The 16,175-nt window shown below is 63.4% G+C and carries 15 protein-coding genes; 6 read left to right on the top strand and 9 right to left on the bottom strand.

Going from position 1 to position 16,175, the window contains the following annotated elements:
* Position 1: 1 nt before the first annotated feature.
* The 4 genes from RHE_RS23200 to RHE_RS23185 all read right to left on the bottom strand — a co-directional run bounded on the left by RHE_RS23200 (position 2) and on the right by RHE_RS23185 (position 4,421).
* Positions 2–1,234 carry a 3-methyl-2-oxobutanoate dehydrogenase (2-methylpropanoyl-transferring) subunit alpha gene (locus RHE_RS23200; RefSeq protein ID WP_011427697.1) on the bottom strand — a complete coding sequence of 411 codons (1,233 nt, stop codon included), beginning with the start codon at positions 1,232–1,234 and terminating at the stop codon, positions 2–4.
* 64 nt (positions 1,235–1,298) lie between these two features.
* A complete protein-coding gene (locus RHE_RS23195; RefSeq protein WP_011427696.1) occupies positions 1,299–2,426 on the bottom strand; it encodes an acyl-CoA dehydrogenase family protein in 1,128 nt (375 codons plus the stop codon).
* Positions 2,427–2,443: 17 nt separating this feature from the next.
* Positions 2,444–3,631 (bottom strand): acetyl-CoA C-acyltransferase, encoded by a 1,188-nt coding sequence (locus RHE_RS23190; protein WP_011427695.1) that lies wholly within the window; start codon positions 3,629–3,631, stop codon positions 2,444–2,446.
* Between the two features lie 22 nt (positions 3,632–3,653).
* On the bottom strand, positions 3,654–4,421 hold the full coding sequence (locus RHE_RS23185; RefSeq protein WP_011427694.1) for a 3-hydroxyacyl-CoA dehydrogenase: 768 nt from the start codon (positions 4,419–4,421) through the stop codon (positions 3,654–3,656).
* A gap of 135 nt (positions 4,422–4,556) precedes the next feature.
* Here RHE_RS23185 and RHE_RS23180 point away from each other — a divergent pair, with 135 nt between their 5' ends.
* Entirely contained in the window at positions 4,557–5,582 is a 1,026-nt protein-coding gene (locus RHE_RS23180; RefSeq protein WP_244425808.1) for an AraC family transcriptional regulator, read from the top strand.
* Here RHE_RS23180 and RHE_RS23175 read toward each other — a convergent pair.
* Positions 5,566–5,985 carry a hypothetical protein gene (locus RHE_RS23175; protein ID WP_042119716.1) on the bottom strand — a complete coding sequence of 140 codons (420 nt, stop codon included), beginning with the start codon at positions 5,983–5,985 and terminating at the stop codon, positions 5,566–5,568. The two genes, RHE_RS23180 and RHE_RS23175, sit on opposite strands and share 17 nt — an antisense overlap.
* The gene (locus RHE_RS23170) at positions 5,975–6,235 is read right to left on the bottom strand and encodes a type II toxin-antitoxin system prevent-host-death family antitoxin (protein ID WP_020922794.1); all 261 of its coding nucleotides are present in this window, start codon (positions 6,233–6,235) and stop codon (positions 5,975–5,977) included. The genes RHE_RS23175 and RHE_RS23170 overlap by 11 nt, the downstream gene beginning before the upstream one ends.
* Before the next feature lie 161 nt (positions 6,236–6,396).
* On the opposite strand from RHE_RS23170, the gene RHE_RS23165 reads away from it, so the two are divergent.
* From RHE_RS23165 to RHE_RS23145, 5 genes are read left to right on the top strand one after another with little or no spacing between them, the layout of a single operon-like run.
* Positions 6,397–7,542: an isovaleryl-CoA dehydrogenase gene (locus RHE_RS23165; protein ID WP_011427691.1), complete on the top strand. Its 1,146-nt coding sequence runs from the start codon at positions 6,397–6,399 to the stop codon at positions 7,540–7,542.
* Positions 7,539–9,149, top strand: coding sequence for a carboxyl transferase domain-containing protein (locus RHE_RS23160; RefSeq protein ID WP_042119714.1), 1,611 nt, complete (start codon positions 7,539–7,541; stop codon positions 9,147–9,149). The genes RHE_RS23165 and RHE_RS23160 overlap by 4 nt, the downstream gene beginning before the upstream one ends.
* 6 nt (positions 9,150–9,155) lie before the next feature.
* On the top strand, positions 9,156–11,021 hold the full coding sequence (locus RHE_RS23155) for an acetyl/propionyl/methylcrotonyl-CoA carboxylase subunit alpha (protein WP_042119712.1): 1,866 nt from the start codon (positions 9,156–9,158) through the stop codon (positions 11,019–11,021).
* On the top strand, positions 11,021–11,473 hold the full coding sequence (locus RHE_RS23150) for a MaoC family dehydratase (protein WP_011427688.1): 453 nt from the start codon (positions 11,021–11,023) through the stop codon (positions 11,471–11,473). Before RHE_RS23155 ends, RHE_RS23150 begins: the two co-directional genes overlap by 1 nt.
* Positions 11,470–12,306, top strand: coding sequence for an HpcH/HpaI aldolase/citrate lyase family protein (locus tag RHE_RS23145; RefSeq protein WP_011427687.1), 837 nt, complete (start codon positions 11,470–11,472; stop codon positions 12,304–12,306). Before RHE_RS23150 ends, RHE_RS23145 begins: the two co-directional genes overlap by 4 nt.
* Positions 12,307–12,314: 8 nt before the next feature.
* Here RHE_RS23145 and RHE_RS23140 read toward each other — a convergent pair whose 3' ends face one another.
* From RHE_RS23140 to RHE_RS23130, 3 genes are all read right to left on the bottom strand, one after another.
* The gene (locus RHE_RS23140) at positions 12,315–13,766 is read right to left on the bottom strand and encodes an efflux transporter outer membrane subunit (RefSeq protein WP_011427686.1); all 1,452 of its coding nucleotides are present in this window, start codon (positions 13,764–13,766) and stop codon (positions 12,315–12,317) included.
* Positions 13,767–13,882: 116 nt separating this feature from the next.
* Entirely contained in the window at positions 13,883–15,172 is a 1,290-nt protein-coding gene (locus RHE_RS23135) for a HAMP domain-containing sensor histidine kinase (protein ID WP_020922790.1), read from the bottom strand.
* A gap of 2 nt (positions 15,173–15,174) precedes the next feature.
* The gene (locus RHE_RS23130; protein WP_011427684.1) at positions 15,175–15,861 is read right to left on the bottom strand and encodes a response regulator; all 687 of its coding nucleotides are present in this window, start codon (positions 15,859–15,861) and stop codon (positions 15,175–15,177) included.
* Positions 15,862–16,175 lie beyond the last annotated feature (314 nt).

The following is a 16,175-nucleotide window of genomic DNA, read 5'->3' as shown; positions in this document are numbered from 1 at the left end:
GTCAGTACCCCGCCTTCTGCCGCTGGCGACGGATATGCGCCGGCATCTCGGCATAGACTCCCTCGAAAATGTCGCGCACCGAAGGCCTGCCACCGGCATGCAGCGTGCCATGCGCCTCGGCCTGGCGCTGCGCCTCGATCACCTCGTCCATGATTTCGGCTTCCGCCTGCACATGCCGCTCCTCCGACCAGACGCCCTTGACGATCAGATGTTTCTTCAGCCGCAACACGGGATCGCCGAGCGGCCAGGCTTCCGATTCCGTCTTCGGCCGATAGGCGCTCGGATCGTCTGAGGTCGAATGTGCGCCGACGCGGTAAGTGACATGTTCGATCAGCGTCGGCCCGAGATTGCGCCGGGCGCGTTCAGCCGCCCAGCGGGCGACGGCATGGACGGCGAGATAATCGTTTCCATCGACCCTGAGCGCCGGAATGCCGAAGCCGAGGCCTCGGGCGGCAAAGGTGCCGGAGCCGCCGCGGGCAATTCCTTGGAAGGTGGAGATCGCCCACTGATTGTTGACGATATTGAGGATTACGGGCGCCTTGTAGGTCGAGGCGAAGACGAGCGCCGAGTGGAAATCCGATTCCGCCGTCGAGCCGTCGCCGATCCAGGCCGCGGCAATGCGGCTGTCATTCTTGATCGCCGAGGCCATCGCCCAGCCGACGGCCTGCACATATTGGGTAGCGAGATTGCCCGAGATGGTGAAGAAGCCGTGTTCCTTGGAGGAATACATGATCGGCAGCTGCCGGCCGTGCAGGGGATCGCTTTCGTTCGAGTAGATCTGGTTCATCATCTCGACCATCGGATAATCGTCGGCGATCAAGAGGCCCGCCTGGCGATAGGTCGGGAAATTCATGTCTCCCTTGGCAAGCGCCTTGCGGAAGGCGCAACTGACGGCCTCTTCGCCGAGATGCTGCATGTAGAAAGAGGTCTTGCCCTGGCGCTGCGCCATCAGCATGCGGGCATCGAAAGCACGCAGCTTCATCATATTGCGAAGCCCGGTCAGCAGTTCCTCATCGTTGAGCGACCCGGCCCAGGGTCCGACCGCCTCCCCATCACGGTTCAAGACACGGATGATCGAATAGGCGAGATCGCGGATATCCTCGGATGCGACATCGACCTCCGGCCGCGGCACGGAACCCGCCTTGGCGATCTTGACGTTGGAAAAATCGGGCTGGCCGCCCGGGCGGACGGCGGGTTCGGGGACATGCAGGCTCAAATGAGCGGAATCCACCATGTTTTTATTTTCCTCCCTTTGCCGGCCCCGCCCCTCTCCCCGGAAGCAGGACCGGATGTCATTCCTATAGATTGCGGGCGATCACCATGCGCTGGACGTCGCTCGTTCCCTCGTAGATCTGGCAGATGCGCACATCGCGGTAGATGCGCTCGACCGGATAATCGGCCATGTAGCCGTAGCCGCCGTGGATCTGGATCGCGTCGGAGCAGACCCGTTCGGCCATCTCCGAGGCAAAGAGCTTCGCCATCGACGCTTCAGAGAGGCAGGGCAGCCCCGCCTCCCGAAGAGACGCGGCGTGAAAGACGAGCTGTCGCGCCGCCTCAATTCGAACGGCCATATCGGCAAGGCGGAAGGCGACGGCCTGGTGCTCGAAAATCGGCTTGCCGAAGGCGGTGCGCTCCCTGGCATAGTCACGCGACGCCTCGAAAGCGGCCCGCGCCATGCCGACGGCTTGAGCGGCAATGCCGATCCGCCCGCCCTCGAGATTGGCGAGCGCGATGCGATAGCCTTCGCCCTCTGCACCCAGCCTCAAATCCGCAGGAATGCGCATTGCGTTGAAGGCAATCTGGCACGTGTCGGTCGAATGCAGTCCCAGCTTTTCCTCGACGCGGATCACCTCGTAGCCGGGTGTGTCCGTCGGCACGATGAAGGCGGTGATGCCCTTCTTGCCGGCGTCGGGATCGGTGATGGCGAAGACGATGATGACATTGCCGTTCTTTCCCGAAGTGATGAACTGTTTGGCGCCGTCGATCACATAGTAGTCGCCGTCACGCCGGGCCCGGGTCTTCAGATTCGAGGCATCGGAACCGGCTTGTGGCTCGGTGAGCGCGAAGCCGCCGATCCACTCGCCGGTCGCAAGCTTCGGCAAGAAACGTTGCCGCTGCTCCTCGGTGCCGAATTTGAGGATCGGCACACAACCGACGGAGCTGTGCACACTCATGATCGTCGAACAGGGTCCGTCGCCCGCGGCAATCTCCTCGAGTGCCGCGGCATAGGCGACGACGCCCGTATCCGAGCCGCCATAGGCCTCCGGCACCAGCATGCCGAGCAGCCCGAGTTCGCCCATCTCCTTCAGCTCATCACGCGGGAAGAGATGCTCGCGGTCGCGCCTGGCCGCCCCCGGCGCCAGCCGGTCGCGGGCAAAGTCGCGGGCGACATCCGAGATCTGCTGTTGGAGTTCGGAAAGGATCATATGGCTTCTCCTTCCCGCTAGTGCCGCTCGATGGCGACGGCCGTCGCCTCGCCGCCGCCGATACAAAGTGCCGCCATGCCGCGCTTCAGATCGTAGCGCTCCAATGCTGAAAGCAGCGTCACCAGAATCCGGCCGCCCGATGCGCCGATCGGATGGCCGAGGGCACAGGCGCCGCCGTGCACGTTCACCTTTTCATGCGGCAGATCGAGATCGCGCATCGCCGCCATGGCGACAACGGCGAAAGCCTCGTTGATTTCGAAGAGGTCGACATCCGAGAGGGCCAGGCCCGTCCGGTCGGAAAGCTTCTGCAGCGCGCCGATCGGCGCGGTGGCGAAAAGATTGGGCGCTTGCGAATGAGTGGCATGGCCGAGGACGGTGGCGAGCGGGACAAGGCCGCGATGCTCCGCCTCGGAGCGGCGCATCAGCACCAGGGCTGCCGCACCGTCGGAGATCGAGCTCGAATTGGCTGCAGTCACGGTGCCCCCGTCGCGGAAGGCGGGCTTCAACGTCGGAATCTTGTCGATCTTGGCCTTGCCTGGCTGCTCGTCGCGGCTTGCCACCTGCTCGGCTTTGCCCGATTTGACCGTGACCGCCACGATCTCGCTTTCGAAACAGCCGTCGGCGATCGCCTTCTGCGCCCGCGTCAGGGAGGCGATGGCGTAATTATCCTGCGCCTCGCGCGTGAACTGATACGCCTCCGCGCAATCCTCCGCGAAGCTGCCCATCAAGCGCCCCTTGTCATAAGCATCCTCCAGCCCGTCGAGGAACATATGATCCACGACACGCCCATGGCCGAGCCTGTAGCCGCCGCGGGCCCTATCAAGGAGATAGGGCGCGTTGGTCATGCTTTCCATGCCGCCTGCAACCGCCACCGAGGCGTTGCCGGCGGCGATCAGGTCATGCGCCATCATGACCGCTTTCATGCCCGAGCCGCACATTTTGTTGACAGTGGTGCTCCCCGTCGCGAAGGGTAGACCGGCACTAATCGCCGCCTGACGTGCCGGCGCCTGGCCAAGGCCCGCCGGCAGCACGCAGCCGAAGACAACCTCCTCGACCGCCTCGGCCGGGACACGGCTGCGCTCCAGTGCAGCGCGGATCGCCGTTGCTCCGAGCTCCGGCGCCGTCGCCTCCTTCAGCTCTCCCTGGAAACTGCCGATCGGCGTGCGCGCCGCGCCGACGATGACGATAGGATCCTGCAGGGCCATCTTTCCTCCTTGGGGCGGACGCTCAGCGCGCGCCCATCCGCAATGCGCCGTCGAGGCGGATGACCTCGCCGTTCAGCATATTGTTTTCAAAGATATGGCGCACCAGCCCGGCAAATTCCGCCGGCCGGCCGAGCCGCGGCGGAAAGGGCACGCTCTGGCCGAGTGCTGCCTGAACTTCGGCCGGCATGCCAGCCATCATCGGCGTCTCGAAAATACCGGGCGCGATCGATGCGACACGGATGCCGTGACGGGCGAGCTCGCGGGCGATTGGCAGGGTCATCGCCGCCACTCCGCCCTTGGAGGCGGCATAGGCCGCCTGGCCGATCTGACCGTCGAAGGCTGCGACGGAGGCGGTATTGACGATCACGCCGCGTTCGCCTTCCGCATCCGGTTCCCCAGTCTGAATCGCGGCGGCGGCGAGCCGGATCATGTTGAAGGTGCCAATCAGATTGATGCCGATCGTGCGTGCAAAACTCTCCAGGCGGTGCGGCCCGTCACGGCCGATCACCTTTTCGGCCGGCGCCACGCCAGCGCAATTGACCAGACCGCGCAGGGTGCCGAAGGCTTCGACAGCCGCTGCGACCACTGCTGCTCCAGCCTCGCCATCGGTCACATCGGCCTTGACGAAGCGGGCATCGCTGCCGAATTCTCGAGCGATATTCTCGCCCGCCTCAACATTGAGATCGGCGATCGTCACGCGCCCACCGGACTCGAGGAGCATGCGCGCCGTCGCCGCACCCAAGCCGGAGCCGCCGCCGGTGACGATGAAACTTGCTCCTGGGATCAGCATGAATCCGGTCCTCCCTGCCGGCACGCGCCCTCCTCCAGGCGCAACCGGCAGCAGGGATTCTATTCGCTCCACCTATTGCAAGCGATGACAGAACTGCTCCATAATTTCGGCCAGTTTTACCATAGCGAGGATTGGATGGCTGAGATCGAGCGACGCATGATCGCGCCGGGTTTCGTGGAGGAGGCGCTCGACAGCCTGCGGCGGCTCGGCAAGCCGACGAAGCCGATCCTCGCCCGTGTCGGCCTGCCAACGACCGTCGACCAGCCGGTTTCGGCCGAGACTTACGGTGCGCTGTGGCTGGCAATTGCTGCCGAACTGGACGACGAATTCTTCGGCATGGGCGCGCGCCCGATGCGCAGCGGCAGCTTCACGCTGCTTTGCCATTGCGTGCTGCACGCGCCGACGCTCGGTCACGCGCTGCGCCGGGCGCTCCGCTTCCTCGATGTCGTTCTCGACGATCCCAGGGGGCAGCTAGTCATCGCCGACGGCCTTGCCGAGATCGAGCTCAGGGATGCCGGCGGCCCGCGTTCGGCCTTTGCCTATCGAACCTATTGGATCATCTTGCACGGCATCATCTGCTGGCTAGTCGGCCGGCGCATTCCGATCCGCCTCGTCGATTTCCGCTGCACCGAACCCAAGCAAGGGGCCGACTACCGACTGTTCTTCGGCGCGCCCGTACGCTTCTCCCAACCAATCAGCCGCCTCGGCTTCGACCGCGCCATGCTCGACCTGCCGATCTCCCGCAGCGAGCAGGCGCTGAAACAGTTCCTGCGCGGCGCCCCCGCCAATATTCTGGTGCGCTACCGTTACGATGCCGGCATCGCCGCCGCCGTCCGCCGGCGCTTGAACCAGGCCACGCCCAATGCCTGGACGAGTTTTGCAGCACTTGCCGCCGACATGCGCATGCCGCCCTCGACGCTCCGCCACCGCCTGCACGACGAGGGGCAAAGCTATGCCGCCATCAAGGATGACATCCGCCGCGATCTGGCGGTCGAGCTTCTGCTGAACTCATCGAAGACGATCGGCGAGATCGCCGTGCAGCTGGGTTATTCCGAACCCAGCGCCTTCTTCCGCGCCTTCCGGAAGTGGATGGGCAAGAGCCCAGAGGCTTTCCGGCGGGAGGAGGCGGAAGGCCAGATCTATGTCAGTCGAACCGCTTGACGCGATCCGATTGGCTTCGCGCTTTCACGAACATGGCGGCAATCTTCATCATGAAGGATTTGCTGAAGCGGCCAAGAGCCTTCTGATAAGGCTCGATGTACCAGGACTGCTCGACAACATCATAATTATATTCGTCTATGATGATCCAGCTCTGCTTGAGATCACCGAGACCGGCACGCCGGCGCTCGATATCGGGAATTTCCAAGGCAACCCTTCCCGCCTGCGGTGGCTGTGTGGTGATCGCCAGAAGCACGAGGTGCGTATTTCCATCGGCCACACTGCGGATCGCGACCACGACACAAACTGGCCGCTGTTTGCGCCCTTCGGTTTCGCCACGCTGCTGCTGCCATGCCCAGAGATAGGGATAGGATATCACTTCCCCGGGGCGAAACTCATGGCTCATCGTCGTAGCCTTCACCCCTCGCCAGCCGCTCGATCGCCTCGCCGAACAACTCGGCATGTTCGTCCGGCATCTCCGAGATGTGATGGGCACGACGCGGGTCCATGCCGCTGCGCATCCGCTCGAAGTGCTCATAGCTCATGAGCACAAAACGCGGCTTGTTATGACGGGTGAGAACGACCGGTTCCCGGCTCGCAGCATCGGTGACATCGCCGACCTGCTTGTTGAGATCGCCTGTCGTGAATTGTCGCATGGGATCATCTCCGTTCTTTATTTCCATATATTCCATATCTCCCATCTTTTCAAGAAATGGCATGTGCATGACTTCGATCTGGACGGCCTCACCTGCATCGAAATCAACAGCACTTTGAACCTGCCGCAACCCGCGCTACATATTTCAGCGGGAGGAGTGCCATGTTTGACTTTTCGCTTGGCGAAACTGCGGACGCGATCCGCGACACGACGGCGCGGTTTGCAGCCGATCGTATAGCTCCGCTGGCAGCCGAAATCGACGAAAGCAACACGTTTCCGCGCCAGCTCTGGCCCCAGATGGGCGCACTCGGCCTGCATGGCATCACTGTCGAGGAGGAATTCGGCGGTGCGGGTCTCGGCTATCTCGAGCACGTCGTCGCCATGGAGGAGGTCTCGCGCGCCTCGGCTTCCGTTGGCCTCAGCTACGGCGCCCATTCCAATCTCTGCGTCAATCAAATCCGCCGCTGGGGATCGGCGGAGCAGAAGCGCCGTCATCTGCCCAAGCTGATCTCGGGCGAGCATGTCGGCTCGCTTGCCATGTCGGAGGTGGGCTCTGGTTCGGATGTCGTCTCCATGCGGTTGCGTGCTGAGAAGAGAGGCGACCGCTATATTCTGAACGGCGCGAAGTTCTGGATCACCAATGCCCCGCATGCCGACGTACTCGTCGTCTATGCCAAGAGCGATCCCGCAGCCGGTCCGAAAGGCATCTCCGCCTTCATCATCGAAAAAGCCCTGCCCGGCTTCAGCGTCTCCAAGAAGCTCTCCAAGCTCGGCATGCGCGGCAGCGATACGGCCGAACTGGTCTTCCAGGATTGCGAGGTGCCGGCCGAGGCGCTGATGGGCAGGGAGGGAGAGGGCGTGAAGATCCTAATGTCCGGCCTCGATTACGAGCGCGCCGTGCTTGCCGGCGGCCCGCTCGGCATCATGCAGGCCTGCCTTGATGTCGTGCTGCCCTATGTGCGCGATCGCAAGCAGTTCGGCAAACCGATCGGCGATTTCCAGCTGATGCAGGCCAAGATTGCCGACATGTATGTGGCGCTGAATTCGGCGCGCGCCTATGTCTATTCTGTCGCCCGCGCCTGCGACGCCGGCCGCACGACCCGCACCGATGCGGCCGCCGCGATCCTCTTTGCCAGCGAGAACGCCGTGAAGGTGTCGCTGGAGGCGATCCAGGCGCTTGGCGGCGCCGGCTATACCAAGGAATGGCCGGTCGAGCGCTTTTTGCGCGACGCCAAGCTCTACGATATCGGGGCCGGCACCAACGAGATCCGCCGCTATCTGATCGGGCGGGAGCTCATCGCATCATGACGATGATTTCGACTGCGATCGATCGCGACAGCGAAAGCTTCAAAGCCAATACCGCCAAGAACCGAGCGCTTATCGACGAACTCTACGAGCGTTCTGCGAAAGCGCGTGAGGGCGGATCGCCGACGGCGCGCGAGCGCCATACCGGCAAGGGCAAGCTCCTGCCGCGCGACCGCATTCAGCTCCTGCTCGATGCCGGCAGCCCCTTCCTGGAGATCGGCACGCTGGCGGCCAACGGCATGTATGGCAACGAGGCGCCGGGCGCCGGTATCATATCGGGCATCGGCCGCGTTTGCGGCCGCGAGGTGATGATCGTCGCCAATGACGCGACCGTAAAGGGCGGCGCCTATTTCCCGATGACGGTCAAGAAACATCTCAGGGCGCAGGAAATCGCCCTGCAGAACCGGCTGCCCTGCCTCTATCTGGTGGATAGCGGCGGCGCCAATCTTCCGCATCAGGCCGAGGTCTTTCCCGACCGCGACCATTTCGGCGCGATCTTCTACAATCAGGCGCAGATGTCGGCCGAAGGCATTGCGCAGATCGCCTGCGTCATGGGAAGCTGCACGGCCGGTGGCGCCTACGTGCCGGCCATGTCCGACGAGACGGTGATCGTGCGCAATCAGGGCACGATCTTCCTCGCAGGTCCGCCACTGGTCAAAGCCGCCACCGGCGAGATCATCTCGGCCGAAGAGCTCGGCGGCGCCGAGACCCATGGCCGCCGCTCCGGCGTTGTCGATCATGTCGCCGAGAATGACGAACATGCGCTCCTCCTCATGCGCGACATCGTCGCCAGCCTCAACAGCGTCAAATCTGTCGATATCGACATCCAGCCTCCGCGGCCGCCGAAACTCGATGCGGACGATCTCCTTGGCCTCATCCCCGATGACGTGCGCTCGCCCTATGACGTGCGCGAGGTGATCGGCAGGATCGTCGACGGCTCGGAACTGCATGAGTTCAAGCCGCTCTACGGCTCCACGCTGATCTGCGGCTTCGCCCGCATCTGGGGCATGCCGGTCGCCGTCATCGCCAATAATGGCGTGCTCTTTTCCGAAAGCGCGCTGAAGGGTGCGCATTTCATCGAGCTCGCCTGTCAGCGCCGCGTGCCGTTGCTGTTCCTGCAGAATATCTCCGGTTTCATGGTCGGCGGCCGCTATGAGGCCGGCGGCATCGCCAAGGACGGGGCAAAGCTGGTGACGGCGGTCGCGACGGCGACCGTGCCGAAGGTCACCGTCATCATCGGCGGCAGTTTCGGCGCGGGCAATTACGGCATGTGCGGCCGCGCCTATCGCCCGCGTTTCCTCTTCACCTGGCCGAACAGCCGCATCAGCGTCATGGGCGGCGAACAGGCGGCTTCCGTGCTCGCCACCATCCGCCGCGACGCGCTGGAGGCGCGCGGAGAGAATTGGCCTGTCAAAGAAGAGGAGGCTTTCAAGGCGCCGATCCGCGCCAGCTACGAGGCCGAAGGCAATCCCTATTATGCCACCGCCCGCCTCTGGGACGACGGCATCATCGATCCCAGTCGGACGCGGGACGTGCTCGGCCTTGCTTTCTCCGCCTGCCTGAATGCGCCGATCCCGAAAGGGCCGCGCTTCGGCGTGTTCCGGATGTGAGGCGGCATGATGGAAAGCCTGCTCATCGCCAACCGGGGCGAAATCGCCCGCCGCATCATCCGCACGGCAAAGGCTGCCGGCATCCGCACGATCGCCGTCTACTCCGAGGCCGACGCCGGCCTGCCCTTCGTGCGGGAGGCGGACGAAGCGGTCGCCATCGGGCCGCCGCCGGCCCGCGAAAGCTATCTGTCTGAGGCACGCATCCTCGAAGCAGCCCGCAAAACCGGCGCGGCCGCAATCCATCCGGGCTACGGTTTTCTTTCGGAGAATGCCGAATTTGCCGAAGCGGTCGAGAAGGCCGGCATTCTCTGGGTCGGCGCGCCGCCGGCTGCCATCCGGGCGATGGGGCTTAAAGACGCCGCGAAGGAACTGATGCAGGCAGCCGGCGTGCCGGTGACCCCCGGCTATCTCGGGCCGGACCAGAGCGAAGCAAGGCTGGCGGCCGAGGCCGATGCCACCGGTTATCCCGTGCTCATCAAGGCGGTTGCCGGCGGCGGCGGCAAGGGCATGCGCCGTGTCGACCGGCGTGAGGATTTCAGCGAGCTTCTCGTCTCCTGCCGCCGTGAGGCAGCGGCCTCCTTCGGCGACGATCGCGTTTTGATCGAACGATATATCGCCAATCCGCGCCACATCGAGGTGCAGGTTTTCGCCGACCAGCATGGCAACTGCGTCCACCTCTTCGAGCGCGACTGCTCGCTGCAGCGCCGCCATCAGAAAGTCATGGAGGAAGCCCCTGCCCCAGGGCTCGATGCCGTTACCCGCGCTGCGATCTGCGATGCGGCGGTGAGGGCGGCAAAAGCGGTGAACTATGTCGGCGCCGGCACCATCGAATTCATCGCCGACGCTTCCCAAGGCCTGCATCCCGATCGTATCTGGTTCATGGAGATGAACACGCGCCTGCAAGTGGAGCATCCGGTCACTGAAGCAATCACCGGCGAGGATCTGGTGCTCTGGCAGCTGAAGGTCGCGAGCGGCGAGCCGCTGCCGAAAAGCCAGGATGAGATCGTCATGAGCGGCTGGGCCTTCGAAGCCCGGCTCTATGCCGAAAATCCTGGCGCCGGCTACCTGCCCTCGATTGGCCGGCTCGAACATCTCAAACTCCCCAGAACCGTCCGCGTCGACAGCGGCGTCGTTGAGGGCGATGAGATCACCGCTTTTTACGATCCGATGATCGCCAAGATCATCGCGCATGGGCCGAACCGCGAGACAGCGCTTTCGAAGCTCGCAGTCGCCTGCGCCGAGATCGAGGTCTGGCCGGTCAGATCCAATGCCGGCCTTCTCGCCCGCATCGCCATCGAGCCGGATTTTCGCGCCGCACGGATCGACACCGGCTTCCTCGACCGACACGGCGAAAGCCTTGTAACAAGGGAGCCCGATGAAAGCGTCATCGACAGGGCGGCCACGGCACTTTCGAAGGCTGCACATGGCGATCCCTGGTCCGCGCTGACCGGCTTCCGCATCGCTGGGCCAGGCGACAGCCGCGTGCGCCTGCGCATCGACGGTCACCTTCATTGGGGACGCGCGCGCGCCGATCTCGAAGCAAATGCCGTCGAGATGGACGAGGCGACAGTGCTTTTCGACGCGGGCAATGCCTGGCCGATCGGCCTTCCCCATGCGGGCGAAATCGAGGCAAATCACGGCGCGGGCGATGGCGCGATCCTCTCGCCGATGCCAGGCCTCGTCATCTCGGTGGATGTCGCCGAAGGCGACCGTGTCACCAAGGGCGACCGTCTGCTGACTGTGGAAGCGATGAAAATGGAACATGCGCTGCGCGCGCCCTTCGACGGCATCGTCGGGAAATTGCAGGTTTCCTCCAGCGTCCGTGTTTCGGAAAACCAGCTGGTCGTCACCGTCATCAAGGAGCAGGAGTGATGGCCGGCCGCTATTTCGACGAATGGGCGGTCGGCGACCGCATCGCTCATGAGATCCGCCGCACGGTCACCGAGACCGACAACCTGTTGTTCACCACGCTTTCCCACAATCCGCAGCCGCTGCATCTCGATGCCGATTATGCCGCCGGCACCGAATTCGGCCGGATCGTCGTCAACGGCACCTTCACCTTTGCGCTCACCGTCGGCCTTTCGGTCGGCGACACGACGCTCGGCACGCTCGTCACCAATCTCGGTTATGACAAGGTGACGATGCCGAAACCGGTCTTCATCGGCGATACGCTGCGGGTCGAAACCGAGGTGACGGAGTTGCGCCGCTCGAACTCCCGCCCCGATGCCGGCCTCGTCACCTTCCGGCATGTCACCTTGAACCAGCGCGACGAGGTCGTCTGCCAGTGCCTGCGCACGGCGATGCTGAAGAGGAAACCGTCATGAGGCTGCGCTCGCTGCTCTTCGTGCCCGGCGATCGGCCGGAACGTTTCGCAAAAGCGCTCGCCTCGGGCGCCGATGCCGTCATCCTGGATCTGGAGGATTCGGTTGCGCCGCCGAACAAACCAAAGGCCCGCGACAGCGTACATGAATTCGTGCAGCGCCGTCCCGGCGAGACCAAGCTTCTCATCCGCATCAATCCTCTCGCCTCGCCGGAATTCGAAGGCGACCTTGCCGCTCTAAGCGGCCTTCAGCCTTTCGGGCTCATGCTGCCGAAGGCCGAGGGCGCCGCTTCCGTGCTGAAGCTTGCAAGCGCCCTCGCCGCTACCATTCTCATCCTGCCGATCGCAACCGAAACGCCATCGGCGATCTTCGAAATCGGCAGCTACCGCGAGGTCTCGGATAATCTCTGCGGCCTGACCTGGGGCGCTGAGGATCTGCCGGCCGCGATTGGAGCTACGACCGCGCGCAGGACGGATGGCCGCTATACGCCGCCTTACGAGCTTGCTCGCTCGCTCACGCTATTTGCAGCCCACGCCGCGGCCGTTCCGGCGATCGATACCGTCTATCCCGATTTTCGTGATCTCAATGGTCTGCGGGCCTATGTCGGCCGCGCCCGGCGCGACGGCTTCTCCGGCATGATGGCCATCCATCCGAGCCAGGTGGAAACGATCAATCACGCCTTCACGCCGGATGCCTTCGAAATCGCCTGGGCGGAGAAGGTCACCGCAGCCTTTGCCGCCAGTCCCGACGCCGGCGTCATCCAGCTCGACGGCCGCATGCTCGACCTGCCGCATCTGAAGCTCGCGCACCGCATTTTGGCGAGTGCCGGACGTTAGAGTGCAGATTAGCCCGACTTTGTGGTCGGTTTGGCGGCGACATGCTGCGGTTCCAGATAGCCGGCGCCGATGGCGACGTAAAGATCCACATAGTCCTTGGCAACCTGCTGCACCGTGGCGGCAAGGCTTGCCTGAGCATCGGAGACCGAACGCTGCGCGTCCAGGATATCGAGCAGCGACGAGGCGCCATCCTTGTAGCTGGTGGTCGAAAGCGCGAGCGATTCCTGCGCCGTCTGCACCTGCCGGCGCAGCGGCTCCAGCGTCTGCGTGTCGCGACGAACGGCCGTCAGCGCGTTTTCGACTTCTTCGACGCCGTTCAGCACCGCCGCTTTCCAGGCGAGATATTGAGCTTTGGCGTCGGATTTTTCGATCTCGACATTGGCGCGCAACGTGCCGCCATCGAAGATCGGCAGGTTGAGCGATGGCCCGAACGACCAGCTGGTCAGACTTCCGCCGCTGGCGCCAGACGATTTGACCCAGCTCGGCGAGATCGAGCCGGACAAGGTGATTGACGGATAGAGCTGGGCTTCGGCCGCGCCGATATCGGCAACGGCGGCCGCCAGTTCGCGTTCGGCCATGCGAATATCGGGACGGTTCCGGATGAGGTCGGCCGGAATACCGGCGCGAAGATCGCCGCGAAAGACCGGCTGGCCCGCACGCTTCTGCAGCTCACCCATCAGCGAGGATGCCGGCATTCCGATGAGCGTGGCGATGTGATGGGCCGATTCCGTGAAGCTCTGCTGAAGGCCGGGAATTTCCGACTTCGTCGACTTCACGAGGCCCTCGGCCTGAACGACGTCAGGGCGGGAGGCAGCACCAGCCCTCAACTGCAGCTGCGTGAGTTCATACGTCTGCTGGCGGGATTTCAGATTCGCTTGCGAAAGCGCGATGCGCTCCTGATAATAGCGGGCGTCGATATAGCTCTCGACAAGGTCCTTGAGGAAGGTGAGCTTGGCATTGTCGGCCGTCGCATACGCGGCCCCGAGCGAGGCGATTGCACTTTCCCTGGAACGACGATACTGGCCGAAAAAGTCGAGCAGCCAGGACAGGCTGGCTTCGCCGCCTGATGTGTTCGTGGTGCCGACCGTCGTGCGCAGCCGGCCCTTCTCGCCGGACAGTGTGTGCGACGCACCGACGGTCAGGCTCGGCAGACCGCCGGCGCCCGCGATCGTGACGTTGGCGGAGGCCGAATTGATGTTTTCGAGCGCCTGCAGCACATCGAGGTTCTCGCGAAGGCCATGGGTCACCAGACCGTCGAGCGGCTTGTCGCGATAGGCCGTCCACCACTCTGCCGTCACGACATGACCGTTGCTCTTCTTGCCCCCCTCTTCGAAATTCGCGGGAAGCGGCATTTGCGGGGGGACGTGATCCGGACCGCTGACGCAACCTGCCAGAAGAAGTGTCAGTGCGGATGCGGCGTAGCGGAGGGATGAAATTCTTGTGCGAAGCGACGTACTCACGGGCAAGCCTTCTGAACCGGGATCGTCCGTCAGGCTTAGCCAGACCAGCGTTAATGGCGGTTAAGAAACTGTAAAGTTGGGTAAAATCCGTATGCGTGCTAGCGGCACGATAAGGATCAGCTTTCAGCGCCGGTCGCACCATAAGGCATCGGCCGCCTCGGAAGCTCGAGCGTGATCGCCAGGCCGCCGGCTTCCGGTAGCGAGGCATGCACACGCCCGCCGTGACGCTCGATCGCCTGCCTGGCGATAGCAAGGCCGAGACCATATCCGCCGCGCGGCATGGCATCCTTGCCGCGGGAAAACGGCTGGAAAATCCGTTCGAGCTCATCCCGCCCGACGCCTGGCCCCTGATCGGTGACGCAGATCCTGAGGCGATCGGCCATCGTCTCGCAGGCGACCGTTACGCGCGAATGCTCGGCCGTATATTTCACGGCGTTGCGGACGACGTTTTCGAGCGCCCTATAGATCAGTTCCCCTTCCACCTCGGCCCGAAAGATGCCGTCAACGCTCGTCGTGATCTCCACCTCGCGCGCATGGGCTTCGAATGCCGCGTCGCCGAGAATTTCGTTGAGGAGCTCGATGATGTCGAGGGTCTGTGTCTTCAGCGGCCGGCCGGATCCCGCCGTCAACCTCGCAAGGGTCAGAACCTCCCCCACCAACGTATCGAGCCGTTCGACCTCCCGGTCCATACGGTCCAGCATGACGCCGAGTTTAGCCGGGCTTTGTCGAAGCACGCCAACAGCCGCCTGCAGGCGGGACAAAGGCGAGCGCAGTTCGTGGGAGACGTCATGGAACAGCCTCTGTTGCGCATCCTGGAGCTCCTGAAGCCGGGCGGCGCTCGCATCGAAATCATAGGCAAGTGCGGTGACTTCATCCTTTCGCCCGGCCATCTTGTCGCCGATGCGGAAGTCGAAGCGGCCATGGGCAAGCGCGCTCAAGCCATCGCGCAGATGCACGACGGGACGAATGAGGTATCGCGCCAGTGCGCCAGCCGCGATCGTGCTGGCGACCAGGATGGTGAGCCACGGTAGAAATGGGCCAAGGCTGTCGAAGGTGGAACCGGCCGGAGCCGATACGGAAAGCCAATAGCAGACCCCATCCTTCGGCACGGAACGGGTGATGACCGTGTTGTTCTCGCCGCAGGCGTCGGCGTCGTCATGCTTCGACAGGGTCAGGCCGAGCGGCTGTGTCTTCTCGCTTGTGCTCACGAAGCGCGCCGCGGCGGCTTCGCCGTCCTCGGCCAGAATGTTTGCAGTCAGGTTCAGCACCAGCGTCCGCCGCTCATGTTCCAGCTCGCTTGCGAAGGGAACCGCCTGAAGGAGTTTGACGATGAGGATAATGGCAGCAAGGCTTGCCGCCAGCGTCAGCCAAATAATCCTGAAGAATTTCCAGAAAAGCCGGGGCATGGTCAATCCAACAGCAGTTGATAACCCTGACCGCGGACGGACTGGATCCAGGATTGCCCGTCCTCCCGCAGCCCGAGTTTCTGGCGAACGCTGCTGATGTGGACGTCGATACGGCGATCGAACGGCGTGAGCGGTTTTCCGAATGCCCGCTTCGAAATATCCTGCTTCGATACCAACTGGCCGGCGCTGCGGGCGAGAACTTCGAGCAGGCCGAATTCGGTGCCGGTCAGTTCCAAAGCCTCACCGCGCCATTCGGCGCTTCTGCTGCCGGAGTGGATTACGAGCTGTCCCGCCGTGATCGTGTCGGTCGATGCGCCCGCCGCCGGCTGACCCGCACGGCGCAGGATCGCCCGCAGCCTTGCCGCCAGTTCGCCGGGCGAGCATGGTTTCGGCACGTAGTCGTCGGCGCCGAGATTGAGGCCCGATATCCTGTCCACGTCGTCGCCCCTTGCGGTCAGCATCAGGACGGGCACCTGGCTCAGCTTCCTGATCCGCTGCAGGACCTCGATGCCGTTCATCCGCGGCATCATGATGTCGAGCACGATGATATCGACCGTATTGCCGGCAGCCGCGGCGATGGCGGCGCGACCATCCGTATCCGTTGCGACATCATATCCTTCCTCCACCAGATATTCCTGCAGAAGCGTCGTCAGCTCGGCATCGTCGTCGATGAGGAGAACCTTGTTCATTTGCGTTGTCCGTCATTAGAACAGGATGATTTAGGCCGGCTCGGCCTAAAATCTGCATCCTGTTCTACATTTAAGAGTTAGAGCATGATGTCGTCCGAAAACCGCTTACACTTTTCGGCATCATGCTCGAATCCGGGCAAGCCATACAGCACAGACACGCTCGACCGGCCAAGTTTTACCTAACTTAACACGAACTTGACCGCGCTTAACGTTCGCCCCGTTACTTATCCTGCCATGACATGGATGCGGACCAGGACGGATCGCCTCGACATGAGGGGCAGTCCTTCGTCCTCTTCGCGCGGATCGCAAAGGCC

The organism is Rhizobium etli CFN 42, assembly GCF_000092045.1.
Classification (GTDB): Bacteria; Pseudomonadota; Alphaproteobacteria; order Rhizobiales; family Rhizobiaceae; genus Rhizobium; species Rhizobium etli.
This window is presented reverse-complemented; position numbering and strand designations above follow the sequence as displayed.

What these genes read in the sequence shown, in the direction of transcription:
- RHE_RS23200 (WP_011427697.1), bottom strand. Translation starts at nt 1,234, where the DNA reads ATGGTGGATTCCGCTCATTTGAGCCTGCATGTCCCCGAACCCGCCGTC.
- RHE_RS23195 (WP_011427696.1), bottom strand. Translation starts at nt 2,426, where the DNA reads ATGATCCTTTCCGAACTCCAACAGCAGATCTCGGATGTCGCCCGCGAC.
- RHE_RS23190 (WP_011427695.1), bottom strand. Translation starts at nt 3,631, where the DNA reads ATGGCCCTGCAGGATCCTATCGTCATCGTCGGCGCGGCGCGCACGCCG.
- RHE_RS23185 (WP_011427694.1), bottom strand. Translation starts at nt 4,421, where the DNA reads ATGCTGATCCCAGGAGCAAGTTTCATCGTCACCGGCGGCGGCTCCGGC.
- RHE_RS23180 (WP_244425808.1), top strand. Translation starts at nt 4,557, where the DNA reads ATGGCTGAGATCGAGCGACGCATGATCGCGCCGGGTTTCGTGGAGGAG.
- RHE_RS23175 (WP_042119716.1), bottom strand. Translation starts at nt 5,985, where the DNA reads ATGAGCCATGAGTTTCGCCCCGGGGAAGTGATATCCTATCCCTATCTC.
- RHE_RS23170 (WP_020922794.1), bottom strand. Translation starts at nt 6,235, where the DNA reads ATGCGACAATTCACGACAGGCGATCTCAACAAGCAGGTCGGCGATGTC.
- RHE_RS23165 (WP_011427691.1), top strand. Translation starts at nt 6,397, where the DNA reads ATGTTTGACTTTTCGCTTGGCGAAACTGCGGACGCGATCCGCGACACG.
- RHE_RS23160 (WP_042119714.1), top strand. Translation starts at nt 7,539, where the DNA reads ATGACGATGATTTCGACTGCGATCGATCGCGACAGCGAAAGCTTCAAA.
- RHE_RS23155 (WP_042119712.1), top strand. Translation starts at nt 9,156, where the DNA reads ATGATGGAAAGCCTGCTCATCGCCAACCGGGGCGAAATCGCCCGCCGC.
- RHE_RS23150 (WP_011427688.1), top strand. Translation starts at nt 11,021, where the DNA reads ATGGCCGGCCGCTATTTCGACGAATGGGCGGTCGGCGACCGCATCGCT.
- RHE_RS23145 (WP_011427687.1), top strand. Translation starts at nt 11,470, where the DNA reads ATGAGGCTGCGCTCGCTGCTCTTCGTGCCCGGCGATCGGCCGGAACGT.
- RHE_RS23135 (WP_020922790.1), bottom strand. Translation starts at nt 15,172, where the DNA reads ATGCCCCGGCTTTTCTGGAAATTCTTCAGGATTATTTGGCTGACGCTG.
- RHE_RS23130 (WP_011427684.1), bottom strand. Translation starts at nt 15,861, where the DNA reads ATGAACAAGGTTCTCCTCATCGACGACGATGCCGAGCTGACGACGCTT.